The 14,947-nt window shown below is 62.2% G+C and carries 20 protein-coding genes; 9 read left to right on the forward strand and 11 right to left on the reverse strand.

Annotated elements, in window-relative coordinates; translation table 11 throughout:
* Positions 1–36: 36 nt before the first annotated feature.
* The 5 genes from pheS to infC form a co-directional block, all read right to left on the reverse strand.
* Positions 37–1,134, reverse strand: coding sequence for a phenylalanine--tRNA ligase subunit alpha (pheS, locus tag LB564_RS27885; protein WP_224542385.1), 1,098 nt, complete (start codon positions 1,132–1,134; stop codon positions 37–39).
* Between the two features lie 130 nt (positions 1,135–1,264).
* Positions 1,265–1,666 (reverse strand): 50S ribosomal protein L20, encoded by a 402-nt coding sequence (gene rplT / locus LB564_RS27890; RefSeq protein WP_006201247.1) that lies wholly within the window; start codon positions 1,664–1,666, stop codon positions 1,265–1,267.
* A gap of 19 nt (positions 1,667–1,685) precedes the next feature.
* Positions 1,686–1,889, reverse strand: coding sequence for a 50S ribosomal protein L35 (gene rpmI, locus LB564_RS27895; RefSeq protein ID WP_006201248.1), 204 nt, complete (start codon positions 1,887–1,889; stop codon positions 1,686–1,688).
* Positions 1,890–2,081: 192 nt separating this feature from the next.
* Entirely contained in the window at positions 2,082–2,729 is a 648-nt protein-coding gene (locus LB564_RS27900; protein ID WP_140702956.1) for a methyltransferase family protein, read from the reverse strand.
* Between the two features lie 178 nt (positions 2,730–2,907).
* The gene (infC, locus tag LB564_RS27905) at positions 2,908–3,444 is read right to left on the reverse strand and encodes a translation initiation factor IF-3 (protein WP_010912915.1); all 537 of its coding nucleotides are present in this window, start codon (positions 3,442–3,444) and stop codon (positions 2,908–2,910) included.
* A gap of 221 nt (positions 3,445–3,665) precedes the next feature.
* On the opposite strand from infC, the gene LB564_RS27910 reads away from it, so the two are divergent.
* The 4 genes from LB564_RS27910 (at position 3,666) to LB564_RS27925 (ending at position 7,054) form a co-directional block, all read left to right on the forward strand.
* Entirely contained in the window at positions 3,666–4,451 is a 786-nt protein-coding gene (locus tag LB564_RS27910) for an alpha/beta hydrolase (protein ID WP_224542386.1), read from the forward strand.
* 2 nt (positions 4,452–4,453) lie between these two features.
* The gene (locus LB564_RS27915; protein WP_224542387.1) at positions 4,454–5,596 is read left to right on the forward strand and encodes a benzoate/H(+) symporter BenE family transporter; all 1,143 of its coding nucleotides are present in this window, start codon (positions 4,454–4,456) and stop codon (positions 5,594–5,596) included.
* A gap of 117 nt (positions 5,597–5,713) precedes the next feature.
* Complete coding sequence (locus LB564_RS27920; RefSeq protein WP_224542388.1) at positions 5,714–6,196, forward strand: DUF2852 domain-containing protein; 483 nt, start codon at positions 5,714–5,716, stop codon at positions 6,194–6,196.
* 99 nt (positions 6,197–6,295) lie between these two features.
* Positions 6,296–7,054 carry a M48 family metallopeptidase gene (locus LB564_RS27925; protein ID WP_224542389.1) on the forward strand — a complete coding sequence of 253 codons (759 nt, stop codon included), beginning with the start codon at positions 6,296–6,298 and terminating at the stop codon, positions 7,052–7,054.
* Positions 7,055–7,060: 6 nt separating this feature from the next.
* Here the strand turns inward: LB564_RS27925 and LB564_RS27930 are convergent, their stop codons facing one another.
* On the reverse strand, positions 7,061–7,684 hold the full coding sequence (locus LB564_RS27930; RefSeq protein ID WP_224542390.1) for a hypothetical protein: 624 nt from the start codon (positions 7,682–7,684) through the stop codon (positions 7,061–7,063).
* A 69-nt stretch (positions 7,685–7,753) separates the two neighbouring features.
* Complete coding sequence (locus tag LB564_RS27935) at positions 7,754–7,972, reverse strand: hypothetical protein (RefSeq protein WP_224542391.1); 219 nt, start codon at positions 7,970–7,972, stop codon at positions 7,754–7,756.
* A 112-nt stretch (positions 7,973–8,084) separates the two neighbouring features.
* On the opposite strand from LB564_RS27935, the gene LB564_RS27940 reads away from it, so the two are divergent.
* The 5 genes from LB564_RS27940 (at position 8,085) to LB564_RS27960 (ending at position 13,362) form a co-directional block, all read left to right on the forward strand.
* Entirely contained in the window at positions 8,085–8,744 is a 660-nt protein-coding gene (locus tag LB564_RS27940) for a phosphoribosylanthranilate isomerase (RefSeq protein ID WP_224542392.1), read from the forward strand.
* Between the two features lie 28 nt (positions 8,745–8,772).
* Complete coding sequence (gene trpB / locus LB564_RS27945; RefSeq protein ID WP_224542393.1) at positions 8,773–10,023, forward strand: tryptophan synthase subunit beta; 1,251 nt, start codon at positions 8,773–8,775, stop codon at positions 10,021–10,023.
* Positions 10,024–10,085: 62 nt separating this feature from the next.
* Positions 10,086–10,925, forward strand: a complete 840-nt coding sequence (gene trpA, locus LB564_RS27950; protein ID WP_224542394.1) for a tryptophan synthase subunit alpha — start codon at positions 10,086–10,088, stop codon at positions 10,923–10,925.
* A 45-nt stretch (positions 10,926–10,970) separates the two neighbouring features.
* Positions 10,971–11,897, forward strand: a complete 927-nt coding sequence (gene accD / locus LB564_RS27955) for an acetyl-CoA carboxylase, carboxyltransferase subunit beta (RefSeq protein ID WP_224542395.1) — start codon at positions 10,971–10,973, stop codon at positions 11,895–11,897.
* 139 nt (positions 11,898–12,036) lie between these two features.
* Positions 12,037–13,362 (forward strand): bifunctional folylpolyglutamate synthase/dihydrofolate synthase, encoded by a 1,326-nt coding sequence (locus LB564_RS27960; RefSeq protein ID WP_224542396.1) that lies wholly within the window; start codon positions 12,037–12,039, stop codon positions 13,360–13,362.
* Positions 13,363–13,435: 73 nt separating this feature from the next.
* On the opposite strand, the gene LB564_RS27965 is transcribed toward LB564_RS27960, so the two are convergent.
* The 4 genes from LB564_RS27965 to trxA form a co-directional block, all read right to left on the reverse strand.
* A complete protein-coding gene (locus LB564_RS27965; RefSeq protein ID WP_140702933.1) occupies positions 13,436–13,849 on the reverse strand; it encodes a type II toxin-antitoxin system VapC family toxin in 414 nt (137 codons plus the stop codon).
* On the reverse strand, positions 13,846–14,091 hold the full coding sequence (locus LB564_RS27970; protein ID WP_140703905.1) for a type II toxin-antitoxin system VapB family antitoxin: 246 nt from the start codon (positions 14,089–14,091) through the stop codon (positions 13,846–13,848). The genes LB564_RS27965 and LB564_RS27970 overlap by 4 nt, the downstream gene beginning before the upstream one ends.
* Positions 14,092–14,176: 85 nt before the next feature.
* Positions 14,177–14,458 (reverse strand): cupin domain-containing protein, encoded by a 282-nt coding sequence (locus LB564_RS27975; RefSeq protein ID WP_224542397.1) that lies wholly within the window; start codon positions 14,456–14,458, stop codon positions 14,177–14,179.
* Between the two features lie 134 nt (positions 14,459–14,592).
* Complete coding sequence (trxA, locus tag LB564_RS27980; RefSeq protein WP_140702929.1) at positions 14,593–14,913, reverse strand: thioredoxin; 321 nt, start codon at positions 14,911–14,913, stop codon at positions 14,593–14,595.
* Between the last annotated feature and the right edge of the window lie 34 nt (positions 14,914–14,947).

A 14,947-nucleotide genomic window follows, 5' to 3' on the forward strand; every position in this document is an offset into this window, starting at 1 on the left:
TTCCGTAATAGATGGCAGCGGGAGTAGTCGGGACTGTCACGCGCTCAGGCCCCCGAACAAGGTCGGCATGTCGAGCGGCCGGAAGCCGTAATGCGACAGCCAGCGCACATCCGCGTCGAAGAAGGCGCGCAGGTCCGGCATGCCGTATTTCAGCATGGCGATGCGGTCGATGCCCATGCCCCAGGCAAAGCCTTGATACTCGTCGGGATCGAGCCCGCCGGCCCTCAGCACGTTCGGGTGGACCATGCCGCAGCCGAGGATCTCCATCCAGTCGGAGCCTTCGCCGAAGCGCACTTCGCCCGGCCGCGAGCGGTCGCACTGGATGTCGACCTCGAGGCTGGGCTCGGTGAACGGGAAGAAGGACGGCCGGAAGCGCATCTTGACCGAAGGCACCTCGAAGAAGGCCTTGCAGAACTCTTCCAGCACCCACTTCATGTTGGCGACGTTGGCGGACTTGTCGATCACCAGCCCCTCGACCTGATGGAACATCGGCGAGTGGGTGGCGTCGGAATCCTGGCGGTAGGTCTTGCCCGGAATGACGATGCGGATCGGCGGCTTCTGCTTCTCCATGGTGCGGATCTGCACGGGCGAGGTGTGGGTGCGCAACAGCTTGCGCTCGCCCTTCTCGTCCGGCTGGAAGAAGAAGGTGTCGTGCATCTCGCGCGCCGGATGACCTTCGGGGAAATTCAGCGCGGTGAAGTTATAATAGTCGGTCTCGATATCGGGACCTTCGGCGATGGCGAAGCCGAGATCGCCGAAGATCGCCGCGATCTCGTCGATGACCTGGCTGATCGGATGGATGCGGCCGCGCTCGGCCGGTGACTGCCGCACCGGCAATGTCACGTCGACCTTTTCTGCCGCCAGCCGCGCGGCGATCGCCACATTCCTGAGTTCAGCCTTGCGGGCAGTCAGCGCCTCGGTGACGCGGTTCTTGAGACCGTTGATCGCCGGACCCTTCACCTGCCGTTCCTCGGCGCTCATCGCGCCAAGCGTCTTCAGCATTTCCGAGACCGAGCCTTTCTTGCCAAGGGCCGCGACACGCACGGCCTCGATCGCCGGCTCGTCGGCGGCCGAGGCGATGTCGGCGAGCAGCGAAGCTTCCAGGGCTTCAAGATTTCCAGCAGTGGCGTTCACGGCGAAACTCTCTCGATCGGGTGACCACCGGTCACCAATTTGGTTACATCAGGCATAAGAAAACCCGCGCCAGCCGTGCCAGCGCGGGTTCCCCAAATCAAGTGTCGAAAGTGCTTGGGAAGCGCTGGTCTTAGGCGACAGCGCTTTCAAAAGCGTTCGGCGTGGTGTTCTTCAGATATTCGAGCGCGACCTTGGCCTTGGCGACCAGGGCGGCGAAAGCCTGCGGCTCGTGGATGGCCATGTCGGACAGGATCTTGCGATCGATCTCGATGCCGGCCTTGTTCAAACCGTCGATGAAGCGGCCATAGGTCAGGCCGTGCTCGTGGGTCGCGGCGTTGATGCGCTGGATCCACAGCGCGCGGAACGAGCGCTTGCGGTTCTTGCGGTCGCGGTAAGCGTACTGCAGCGACTTTTCCACCGCCTGCTTGGCGATGCGGATGGTGTTCTTGCGGCGGCCGTAGAAGCCCTTGGCGGCTTTCAGGACCTTCTTGTGCTTGGCGTGCGAGGTGACGCCTCTTTTTACGCGTGCCATGTCATGATCTCCTTAAAACTTAAAGGCCGTTCGGAAGAAAATTCTTGATGACCTTCTTGCCATCCGGTTCAGCCAGAACCATCGTGCCGCGGGCATTTCGAATGAACTTGTTGGAACGCTTGATCATGCCGTGACGCTTGCCGGCCGCAGCCGACAGGACTTTACCCGTACCTGTGATCTTGAACCGCTTCTTGGCGGCTGATTTGGTCTTCATCTTGGGCATTTTGCTACTCCGTATTGTTGGCGCACGATCGCGCTTCTTGTTCGCTTCGGGCCAACCAAAGCCCGAAAAGCAAATGAAACCGCCACGGCATGCCCTGCCGGGCGGTTTTCTTGGAACGGCGGTGCTATAGATCAAACAGAGCCGGCGCGCAACACCCACCCCGTCGCGCCGATGCGCGACGGGCAATCCCGATCAGGGCAGCGTGAACCAGACCGGCAGCATGCCCGACAGTTGCGCGCCATCGATCAGTTCGAAGGCCGGCAGCGCGATCAGGAACACCAGCCCGTCGAGCAGCGTGGTCAAAAGCAGGCGCGGCTTGAAACTGCCGGTGTCGCCTTCCTGGTAGAGCGAGAGCTTGGGAAAGAAGCGCGGCACGCGCGCCAGATAGTCGGCATAGGGTGCGCCGAGCGCTTCCTTGAGGAATTTCTCCTCGCGCAGGATGACGATATGGAAGGCACCGGCGCACAGGACGGCGAAAAGGATGATGCCGGAGAACGAGCCGATCTGCGCGCCGACACCGGCGGCAGCCACGGTCGAGAACACGTAGAGCGGATTGCGGGTGATCGAGTAGGGGCCGCCGGTCACCACCTCGGACGACTTGCGCCCGCCTATATAGAGCGTCGCCCAGAGGCGCCCGACGATGCCGAGGAAAATCAACAGCACGCCGAACATCTCGATCGTTTCATGCACCGGCGTGTCCGGCGGGAAGGTCGACTGGCCAAACAGCAGCGCCAGAAACAGCACCACCACGAGCACCGCAAGCACCAGCCGGCGCATCTGCTGGTAGTTGCCCAGCCCGTGTTTGACGTCCTTGACGTCCGAAACCTTCTCGTTGGCCATGCCGGGAATCCGATCGTCGAAGAGCTTTGCCGGCGATCACGGCTTTGAGCTAAGAACAGGGCGTCCCGCCGATCGCCGGGACGCCCTGTAGCACGATTCAGGCGGATTTAGAGCGCGGTTGCCCGCCTAACCTTTTCGTGACCGTGCCGTGATGTCAGGCACGTCAAACAACGCAGGCCTAGCGCGGCGCCAGCACCATCATCATCTGGCGACCTTCGAGCTTTGGCTCGGCTTCCACCTTGGCGATGGTCGCTACTTCCTCGCGCACCTTGTTCAGGAGCTGCATGCCGAGTTCCATATGCGCCATCTCGCGGCCGCGAAAACGCAGCGTCAGCTTGACCTTGTCGCCTTCCTCGAAGAAGCGGCGCACCGCCTTCATCTTGGTCTCGTAGTCATGGCTGTCGATGTTCGGGCGCATCTTGATCTCCTTGATCTCGATGACCTTCTGGTTCTTGCGCGCCTCGGCCGCCTTCTTCTGGTTGGCGTATTTCAACTTGCCGAGATCGAGGATTTTTACGACGGGCGGCACTGCGTTGGGCGATATTTCGACGAGATCGAGCCCGGCCTCTTCGGCAAGCAGCAATGCGTCGTTTATGGAAACATCGCCGCGGTTCTGGCCTTCGGCGTCGATAAGCTGGACCCGGGGAACCCGGATGTCACGGTTGGAGCGCGGCCCATCCTTGGTCGGCGCCGCTGCTTTGAAAGGTCTGCGAATGGTCGTGGTCTCCTTGGCCGTTTCGTTCAGGATTTGTCAGTCTTGATGCGTGGACGCGCCAATGTGGTGAGCGCGCGGGCGGAGTCAATAGCATAGCATTGACAGAAAATCACCCTGATCGCTGGCCTGCACCAAACAAAGAAACAGCGCGAGCACTTTTCGCCACGCTATCGGCTGTGTCACAAGGGCCGCGTGTCAAAAGACGGGCCCGAGGAAAAACCATGACCGCCACGCTCCCACCCCTTCTGGCTCCAACCTTTCTGGACGTTGAGGGATCACGCATCGCGGTGCGTCATGCGGCCGGCGCCGCACCCGGCATCGTCTGGCTCGGCGGCTACAAGTCGGACATGCTGGGCACGAAGGCGCAGACGCTGGCGGACTGGGCGGCACGGGAAGGCCGCGCCTTCCTGCGGCATGACTATTCCGGCCATGGCGAATCCGGCGGCGTCTTTGCCGATGGCACGATTTCGACATGGTTATCGCAAAGCCTTGCTGTCTTCCGGCATTTCGCCAAGGGCAGCCAGATCCTGGTCGGCTCCTCCATGGGGGCCTGGATCGCACTGCGCATGGTGCGGGAATTGCGCAAGACGGGCGACGCAAGCGTCGTCGGCCTGGTGTTGCTGGCGCCGGCGCCAGATTTCACCAGCGACCTGATCGAGCCGGTGCTGACCGAGGCGCAGAAGCGCGACCTCGCCGAAAAGGGGTTCTTCGCGGAGCCATCGGACTATTCCGCCGAGCCCTACATCTACACACGCGCCCTGATCGAGGACGGACGCGAAAACCGGGTGATGACCGGGCCGATCGACACGCATTGCCCGGTTCACATCCTGCAGGGACTGGCCGATGCCGATGTGCCGTCGAGCCACGCTCTGAAGCTCGCCGCCCTGCTGCCGGCCGACGATGTCACGCTGTCGCTGATCCCTGACGGCGACCATCGCCTGTCGCGCCCGCAAGACCTCGACATGCTGGTGCGGGCGGTCGGCGACATGGCCAAGCGAGGCGAGTGACGATGCGCCTTTCCATCCCGATTTCGGCTTTCGTCGCGGCCATCGTCGGCTTTGGCGGCACGCTTGCCATCGTCATTGCCGCCGCCAAGGCGGTCGGCGCGACGCAGGTCGAGACGGCGAGCGGCGTGACGGCGATCTGCCTGGCCATGACGGTCGAGTGCCTGTGGCTGTCATGGCGCACGAAAATGCCCGTCATCACCGCCTGGTCGACGCCGGGCCTGGCGCTGGTCGCCGCATCGAGCGGCTTCTCGATCGGCGAGGCCGTCGGCGCCTATATCGTCACCGGCGTCCTTTTGGTCGCCACCGGCCTGTTTGGGCCGCTGACCCGCCTGATATCGAGAATACCGGCCTCGGTCGCTTCCGGCATGCTGGCCGGCATCGTCGTCACCTTCGCCATCAATGCCATGAAGGCGATCCCGGCGGACCCATGGCTCATCCTGCCGCTGATCGCGGCGTTCTTTGTCATCCGGCTGTTCAATCCGGCCCTGTCGGTTCTGGCGGTGCTGGTTGGCGGCGGCCTTGCCGCCTTTCTTACGGGCCGTGTCGGCGGCTTGCCCGCGCCCGAACTGTCGACGCTGACGTTCATTGCTCCCCAATTCACCGCCAAGGCGATCATCGGCCTGGCGCTGCCGCTTTATCTCGTTACCATGGCCTCGCAGAACCTGTCGGGGCTGGCGGTGCTGCGGGCGGCCGGCTACCACCCTGAACCTGGGCCGCTGATCGGCGTTACCGGCCTGTTTTCACTTCTGTCTGCGCCGTTCGGGGCCGGGACAACCAATCTGGCGGCGATCTCGGCGGCGATCTGCACCGGACCTGACGTCCATCCCGATCCGGCCGAGCGCTGGAAGACCGGCCCGTTCTATGCGCTTGCCTACCTCATCTTCGCGATTTTCGGCGCTTCGCTGGTGGCGATCTTCGCCGTGCTGCCGCAGAGCCTGATCGTGCTGGTGGCGGGTCTTGCACTGATGGCCTCACTCGCCAACGCACTGTCCATCGCGCTGAAGGATGAAGGCGAACGCATGCCAGCCACCGTGACCTTCGTCGTCACCGCCTCCGGGCTGACGCTGTTCGGCGTCGGTGCGGCATTTTGGGGCCTGGTCGCCGGCTTGGTCGTGCTTTTCCTCGATATGCTCAAAAAGCGATAATCATTTCAGGCCCTTGTTCGGTTTTAGCCGACATTGTCTTGAATCGCCGTTTTCGCCTTCCCATTTCGATTCCACGCAGCCGGTTCTGGCTGTCTCCAACCGAAGGAATGGGAGAAAATGAACACATCTGCATTGATCCGCCCGGCCTGGACGCCGGCGACCATCGCGTTGATGGTGATCGGCTTCATGGTGTTCTGGCCGCTCGGCTTTGCCATGCTCGCCTACATCATCTGGGGCGACCGGCTCGAGGGCTTCAAGCGTGACGTCAACCGCGCGACCGACGGCATCTTCGCCGGCTGCCGCCGTGGTTCCGACAAGGCCGCGCGCTGGGGCAACGGTTCCGCCCGCACGGGCAACGTCGCTTTCGACGACTGGCGCGAAAAGGAGCTTGAGCGTCTGAACGAAGAGCGCCGCAAACTCGACGAGATGCTGACGCAGTTCGACGAGTATGCTCGTGAATTGCGCCGCGCCAAGGACCAGGACGAGTTCGACCGCTTCATGGCCAACCGCAACAAGTCGACGGCTCCGGCCAAGACCGATCCGGACACCGGAACGACCCCCACCAAGCGTGGTAAAGGCTCGAACCTGCTCGACGACTGAGGCCCAGCGACAGGGCCAAGGTATGATGACGGCGTCGCGCGAGCGGCGCCGTTTCTTTTTTGTTCTATTCGTTTTCCTCGAATCGCGTATCGTCCCGCCATGACCATCGGGTTCTTCCGCAATCTGACGAAGCCCAAACCCACGCCTGTCGTGGAGCGGGAATATTGCGTCGCCGGCCGCACGCTGCCGCTCAAGATCGTCGAGAGCGCCAGGGCAAAGCGCCTGACGCTGCGCATCGATTCCGGCGGCCAGGGCCTGCGCATCACCGTGCCGCCGGGCCTGCGCCGCGGCGAGGTGGACAGATTCCTCGACCGCCACCAGGACTGGCTGGAGCAGCGCTTGGCCAAGGTGCCGACGCGGCCGCAGGTACGGCCCGGCATCAAGATTCCGGTGCGCGGCGTGCCGCACCGCATCGTCCACGAACCGTCGAAGCGTGGCACCGTCACCATATCGCGCGACGAGCGCGGCCCGCTGCTGATCGTGCATGGCGACCGGATCCATCTGCCGCGCCGCATCGCCGATTTCCTGAAGCGCGAGGCCAAGAAGGAAATCGAGAAGCTGGTGATCAAACACACCGAGGCGCTTGGCAAGCGCGCCAAGGCGATCCGTTTCAAGGACACATCGAGCCGCTGGGGCTCCTGCACCTCCGAAGGCAATCTCTCCTTCTCCTGGCGCATCATGATGGCGCCGCAACCGGTCATCAACTACCTCGTCGCGCATGAAGTGGCGCATCTCAAGGAGATGAACCACGGGCCGAAATTCTGGAAACTGTGCGAAAAGCTTTGCCCCGACACCGACCGCTGCAAGGACTGGCTGAAGCGCAATGGCGGGGCGTTGCAGGCCATCGTGTTCGAGTGAGGGGTTTCAGCCGATTGTAGCCTTGGATGGCAGGTGTTTCAGAAGATCATGGAATTCCTCTATCCAACGACCAATTCTCTTAGTGGTCTCATCCACCATTTCTGAGGTTAATTTGTTATTGTTCGCTCTGATATCCAAATTATTTTGTTTCTTAGTCAGGTTTTTGGACTGAACTAAAATATCTCTATTTAGCTGAATATATCGCCCATCGTCGTCGCGAGCCAAAGCCGTATGTGCATACTTGTTTCGCAGCTTTCCAATCGCTTCATGCGCCTTCAAAATTTCCTTGATTTTTCTCCACCACTCTTCTGAGATATGGTGCTCATCAAATCTCGCATCGGCGATATTCTCAGCTATTTTCCGCCGTCCGCGAGTGCTGTCGATGGCTAGAAATATCGAGAATATCGCGTTTGTATCTGCGATCAAGCTGACCGGTTGCCCGCTAGCAGCGGCCTGGACTTTATCAGCATCTGAAAGATCGACATGGCCCATTAGCCTCATAATTAAGAGTCCCAGATAGTGTTCGGATGAACTCCAAGCTATTGTCATTCGCCCAAATGCGTAAATGATCTTGTCCTCGTCCTCTGGGGTTGGAGCGCCAGGAAATTTCAATTTTAGGGATTTGCCCATTCAGCCGCACTCCGATCCTCAAGGTCAATAAGCCTGCGCCTTAGAGTTATCGCTCGTCTGTCAGGTGGTTCAATCGTCATTCGCCGCATTCAACTCCTCCGGCCGCAGCCCCTCATCGCCATGGTGCGGCCACGGCAAAAAATTGCCATCGAATTCATCGCCGCCGAAATAATCCAGCGCCCGATGCGCCTCGGCGCCGTTGAAGGCGGCCTTGTCCATGAGATGCGCGATGACCTCGCGCGCCTGCGCGATCTTCTGCTTCAGTTCGGCAACGGTCTGGTCGGCCATGGCTGTGCTCCCGCCTTGCATGCTGTCCATCAATAGGTAGCGCCTTTGGCCTTGCCGGCAAACAGCATGCTTTTTCTCGACTCTTGCAGCTTTTCATGTCAATTCCCGCGCCATGGCGCTCGACATCAAGATCTGCGGCTTGAAGACCGACCAGGCAATGGCCGCGGCCCTGGCCGGCGGTGCCAGCCATGTCGGTTTCATTTTCTTTCCGAAAAGCCCGCGCTATGTCGAACCGGCCGAGGCCGGTCGTCTGCGCGAGCTGGCGCGCGGCAAGGCCCTGGCGGTTGCCGTCACGGTCGACACCAGCGACGCCTTCCTCAATGAAATCGTCGAGAAAATGCAGCCCGACATGCTGCAGCTGCATGGTTCGGAAACGCCCGACCGGGTAACCGAGTTGAAAGCGCGTTATGGCCTGCCGGTGATGAAGGCGCTGCCGCTCAGCGAGGTCGCCGACCTCGATCGGATCAAGCCGTTCATCGGCATCGCCGACCGGTTCCTGTTCGATGCCAAGCCGCCAAAGGGTTCCGAACTGCCGGGTGGCAATGGCGTCGCCTTCGACTGGCGCATCCTCGCCGGCCTTGACGCCGGCGTCGATTACATGCTTTCCGGTGGGCTCAACGCCGCCAACATCGGCGATGCCCTTCGGCTTGCCAATCCGCCCGCCATAGACATTTCCTCTGGCGTGGAAAGCGCGCCGGGCGTCAAGGATCCGGCGCTGATCGAACAGTTTTTCCGGGCCGTCAGGGCCGCGCGCGACGACCGCGCCGCCTGAACAACTCTTTCAAAGCAGGAGATCGGCGATGAACAAGCCGGCGACACCCAATTCCTTCCGCACCGGGCCCGACGAACAGGGCATGTTCGGCATTTTCGGTGGTCGTTTCGTCGCCGAAACGCTGATGCCGCTGATCCTCGACCTGGAGAAGAACTGGAACGAGGTCAAGAACGATCCGGATTTCAGGGCCGAGCTGACCGATCTCTCGACCCATTATGCTGGGCGGCCGTCAAAGCTGTATTTCGCCGAAGGCCTGACGAAGCACCTTCGTGAGGTCTCCTCGGCGAAGGGCCTCGGGGGCGGCGCGAAAGTCTATTTCAAGCGCGAGGATCTGAACCACACCGGTTCGCACAAGATCAACAATTGCCTCGGCCAGATCCTGCTCGCCAAGCGCATGGGCAAGAAGCGCATCATCGCCGAGACCGGCGCCGGCCAGCACGGCGTCGCATCCGCTACGGTCGCGGCCCGCTTCGGCTTTCCCTGCGTCGTCTATATGGGCGCGACCGATGTCGCCCGCCAAAGCCCCAACGTCTTCCGCATGAAGCTGCTTGGCGCCGAAGTACGGCCGGTGACCGCGGGCCACGGCACGCTGAAGGACGCCATGAACGAAGCCCTTCGCGACTGGGTGACCAATGTCGAGGACACCTATTATCTGATCGGCACCGCCGCCGGCCCGCATCCCTATCCCGAACTGGTGCGCGACTTCCAGTCGGTGATCGGGACCGAGGCACGCGCGCAGATCCTCGAACAGGAGGGCCGGTTGCCCGACACCATCATCGCTGCCGTCGGCGGCGGTTCCAACGCCATCGGCCTCTTCCATCCCTTCCTTGATGACAAGGATGTGCGCATCATCGGCATAGAAGCCGGCGGGCGCGGCCTCGACGGCATCGAGCATTGCGCTTCCATGAATGCCGGCTCGCCCGGCGTGCTGCACGGCAACCGCACCTATCTCCTGCAGAATGCCGACGGCCAGATCATGGACGGCCATTCGATCTCGGCCGGCCTCGACTATCCCGGCGTCGGCCCGGAACATTCCTGGCTGCGCGATTCCGGCCGCGTCGAATACGTGCCGATCCTCGACGACGAGGCGCTGGAGGCCTTCAAGCTGACGACGCGCGTCGAAGGCATCATCCCGGCACTGGAATCCGCGCACGCCATCGCCCATGCGGTCAAGATCGTGCCAGCCATGGACAAGGACCAGATCGTCATCGTCAACCTGTCCGGCCGTGGCGACAAGGACGTGCACACGGTGGCTTCGATGCTGGGCATGGAGATCTAGGCCCTTTGGACCGTTTCGATTTGGAGTTTGATTATGAGCAAAATTCGTCCAAAGGGCCTGTCATGACCACCCGCATCGACCGCCGCATGGCGAAGCTTAAGGTCGAAGGCCGCCCGGCGCTCGTCACCTATTTCATGGGCGGCGACCCGGACTACGACACCTCTTTGTCGATCATGAAGGCGCTGCCCAAGGCGGGCGCCGACGTGATTGAGATGGGCATGCCGTTCTCCGATCCGATGGCCGACGGCCCGGCGATCCAGGCTGCGGGCCTCAGGGCGCTCAAGGGCGGCCAGACGCTGGTGAAGACGCTGAAATTGGCGTCCGACTTCCGCGCCGGCGATGACGAGACGCCGATCGTGCTGATGGGCTATTACAACCCGATCTATATCTACGGCGTCGACCGCTTCCTCGTCGACGCCAAGGCGAGCGGCATCGATGGGCTGATCGTCGTCGACCTGCCGCCGGAGATGGACGAGGAGCTCTGCATTCCGGCGCTGAGGGCCGGCATCAACTTCATCCGGCTGGCGACGCCGACCACCGACGACAAGCGCCTGCCCAAGGTGCTGCAGAACACATCGGGCTTCGTCTATTACGTCTCTATGACCGGCATTACCGGTGCGGCACTCGCCGACACCGGCAAGGTGGCGTCGGCGGTCAAGCGCATCAAGGGTCACACCGACCTGCCGGTCTGCGTCGGCTTCGGCGTCAAGACCGCCGAACAGGCGCGCGTCATCGGCGCCAACGCCGACGGCGTGGTCGTCGGCACGGCGATCGTCAATGCGGTTGCCAATGTGCTGGGCCCGAAGGGCGAGAAGACCGCCGATCCGGCCGAAGCCGTCGCCACGCTGGTCAGCGGCCTCGCGCAAGGCGTCCGCTCGGCCCGCCTTGCTGCCGCCGAATAGTTTTCTTATTTCTTCCCACTCTTCGTCAGGACAGGAGCCGAAGCGATGAACTGGATCACCAATTACGTTCGCCCGAAGATCAACTCGATGCTCGGCCGGCGCACCGACATGCCCGAGAATCTCTGGATCAAGGATCCCGAGACCGGCGAGATGGTGTTCCACAAGGACCTGGAATCCAACCAGTTCGTCATCCCATCATCCGGTCATCACATGAAGATCTCGGGCAAGGAGCGGCTGAAATTCTTCCTTGACGACGGCAAGTACGAGCAGCTCGACAATCCCAAGGTCGTGCTGGATCCGCTGAAGTTTCGCGACGAGAAACGCTATGTCGACCGGCTGAAGGACGCCAAGGCCAAGACCGGCCTGGAAGACGCCATCATCAATGCGCTTGGGACCGTCGAGGGCCTGCCCGTGGTGGTGACGGTGCAGGATTTCGCCTTCATGGGCGGCTCGCTCGGCATGGCCGCGGGTGATGCCATCGTACATGGCTTCGAGGTTGCCTTGCAGCGCAAGCGGCCGCTGATCCTGTTCGCCGCTTCCGGCGGCGCCCGCATGCAGGAAGGCATTTTGTCCCTCATGCAATTGCCGCGCACCACGGTCGGCGTCGACCGGCTGAAGGAAGCCGGCCTGCCCTATATCGTCGTGCTGACCAACCCGACCACCGGCGGCGTCACCGCCTCCTACGCCATGCTGGGCGACGTGCACATTGCCGAACCCGGCGCGCTGATCGGTTTTGCCGGGCCGCGTGTCATCGAGCAGACCATTCGCGAGAAACTGCCCGACGGCTTCCAGCGCTCCGAATATCTGATGGAGCACGGCATGGTCGACATGGTGGTGTCGCGGCTGGAGCTACGCCAGACCATCGCGCGCCTCTTGAAGATGCTGCTCAAGATGCCGGAAGAGCAAAAGCCGCTGGAGCCGGAAATCCTGCCTGCCGCCGTGGTTGCCGCCGAAGCCAGGCCCCAGGCCTGATGCGACACGAGGCCTGAGGACGCGACACCAACTGCCGCGAACTGCGATTGCGCCGCCTCCATGGCGCGCTGTAGCCTTCTGATTGCCATGGCCGTTTCGGGATGATTCTGCTTCTCGGGCCATGCGCCGGGATTGTGCCATGACGACGCTTGCCGCCGACCGCGAAATCGAAGCCCTGATGGCGCTTCACCCGAAAGGCTTCGACCTTTCGCTCGACCGGATCACACGGCTGCTGGAGCGGCTGGGCAATCCGCAGGACCTGCTGCCGCCGGTCATCCACATCGCCGGCACCAATGGCAAGGGCTCCTGCGCCGCCTTCTCGCGGGCGCTGCTGGAAGCCTCCGGTCGGCTGGTCCATGTCCACACCTCGCCGCATCTGGTCAGCTGGCACGAGCGCTACAGGCTGGCCGCCGAGAGCGGCGGCAGGCTGGTGGACGATGACATCTTCGCCGAGACCATCGCCCGCGTCGCCGAGGCCAATGCAGGCCAGAAGATCACCGTCTTCGAAATCCTCACCGCCGTTACCTTCATCCTGTTTTCGGAGCATCCGGCCGATGCCGCCATCATCGAGGTCGGTCTCGGCGGCCGTTTCGACGCCACCAATGTCATCGCGCGGCCAGCCGTGTCGGTGATCATGCCGGTGTCGATGGACCACGAGGCGTATCTGGGCGACCGTGTCGAACTGATCGCCGCCGAAAAGGCCGGCATCATGAAACGCGGCTGCCCGGTGGTCATCGGCGCGCAGGAAAGCGAAACGGCGCTGCAGGTGCTGATCGACACCGCCGAGCGGCTCGACTGCCCGACCCTCGTCTACGGCCAGGATTTTCTCGCTTTCGAGGAAAACGGCCGCATGGTCTACCAGGACGATGACGGCCTGATGGACCTGCCGCCGCCGCGCCTGCCCGGTCGCCACCAGTTCGCCAATGCGGCGGCTGCGATCGCGGCGGTCAAGGCGGCCGGCTTCGAGATCAGCCACCGCGCCGCCGAGAAGGCGATGACAAACGTCGCCTGGCCCGGCCGCATGCAGAAGCTGATGCAGGGCCGGCTGGCGGAACTGGCGCCGAAGGGCGCCGACATCTGGCTCGACGGCGGCCACAATCCGGGCGCCGGCGTGGTCGTCGCCGAAGCGCTGGCCGAGCAGGAGGAAAAGAACCCGCGTCCGCTCTTCCTCATCTCGGGCATGATCAACACCAAGGACCAGAGCGGCTATTTCCGCGCCTTCAAGGGCCTTGCCCGCCATGTCTACACCGTGCCGGTGAGTATGAGCGACGCCGGCGTGCCGAACGACGAACTGGCCATCCGCGCCACCGAGGCCGGGTTGACGGCCGAGCCGGTCAGTTCCGTCGCCAGCGCGCTGATGCTGCTGCGCGACACCTGGGACGGCCCACCGCCGCGCATCCTGATCGGGGGTTCGCTTTACCTGGCCGGCGCGGTATTGGCGGAAAACGGCACGCCGCCGACCTGAGGCACGACAATTACGTTTTAGGTGGCTTGCGGTGGCGATAGGGGAAATGCGGCCCAGTAGGATCTCACCCGTTTCAGAAATCCCACGGCGAGATCAGGTCAAGGCTTGTGGCGCTGAAGTCGTTAAGATTGCGCGTCGCCAGCCGGCCTCCGTTCACGCGCGCTATCGCTGCGATCATGCCATCGGGCGCTGACATTCCACGGCCTTGGCGCGCCGCGGCCCCCATGATGTCGCCGTAAGCCAAGGCAGCCTCTTCCGTCAGTCCAAAAATTCGGTCGGCAAATCGACGGCGCCATTGTGAAAGGCCCTGCTCCAGCCGATCGGCACGTTCATCAGGTCTTATCCTTTGAATGCCGAAGGCAATTTCTGCAATCGCCACTGTGGGAAGGGCCAATTCGGCATCATTGCGGACAAGCCACGCCAGGACGGCCGCATCCGGCGCCTTCCTAAGGGTCTCCGAAATCACATTGGTATCGACAAAAATCAAAGTTCAGGCCCTGGATGGACCTGGCGACCTTCGCGGATAATCCTCTCCAGATCGATGTCGGTGCCGGTTGATGCAAGCCGGGCATAGAAGGTGGATGCCGGTTCGCGGCCCGCTTCACGAATCTCGTAGGATTCAAGCGCACGTTCGACCACATCGGCGATCGAGCGATTTTCACGGCGAGCAAGCCTATGAGCCAGGTCGCGCGCTTTTGCGCTGCGGACTGAGAGCTGTGGTTCGGCCATTTCAAACTCCCGTTCGAAAATGGACATATATGCCGATCGGGGCCTGCCATCAAGATGGCAGACGATGGCATGCCATCATCTGCAGCTATTTCAGCTCGATTTCGATAAACGCGTACTCGCCGTCATTGGCGCTGATGACATCATGTTCGACGCCCTCCTTGCGGAAATAGGGTGCGCCTTTCTTCATCTCGGCGAAGGATTCGCCGTCCTTGGTCACCAGCTTCACCTTGCCGTCCATCAGCGGCACGACCACATAGTCATGGCCGTGTCGATGCCAGCCGGTGTTGTCGCCCGGCTGGAAGCGGTACTCGGTGACGATGACGCGATCATTGTGGATGAAGACGGTGGCCTTGGCGGATCCGGTCATTTTCTCGCTCCCTGTTCCTGCTGCCAACAGAAGACATGGGGTGTCCCGACGTCAGGGCCAGAGCGTCCGACCGATGACGCCAACAAAAAGCCCGGCGCGACGGCCGGGCTCGTTGCATGACAGGATTAAGGCGCTCAAAGGCTGCCGTTGATCCAGTGTGACAGCGCGGTCTTGGGGGCGGCGCCAACCTTCATGTCGGCCATTGCGCCGCCCTTGAAGATCATCAGGGTCGGAATCGAGCGCACGCCGTACTGGGCGGCAAGTTCCGGATTCTCGTCGATGTTCAGCTTGGCGATCTTGACCTTCGCGCCGAGTTCAGTGGCGATATCCTCAAGCGCCGGCGCGATCATCTTGCAGGGGCCGCACCATTCCGCCCAGAAATCAACCACGACCGGTACCTGGGCATTGAGCACATCGGCCTGGAAATTATTCTTGTCGACCTTGACGGTGGTCATGCGGAAATCCTTTCGAAAATTTTCGTCCCACCAA

Source organism: Mesorhizobium sp. ES1-6 (assembly GCF_020164775.1).
GTDB lineage: Bacteria > Pseudomonadota > Alphaproteobacteria > Rhizobiales > Rhizobiaceae > Mesorhizobium.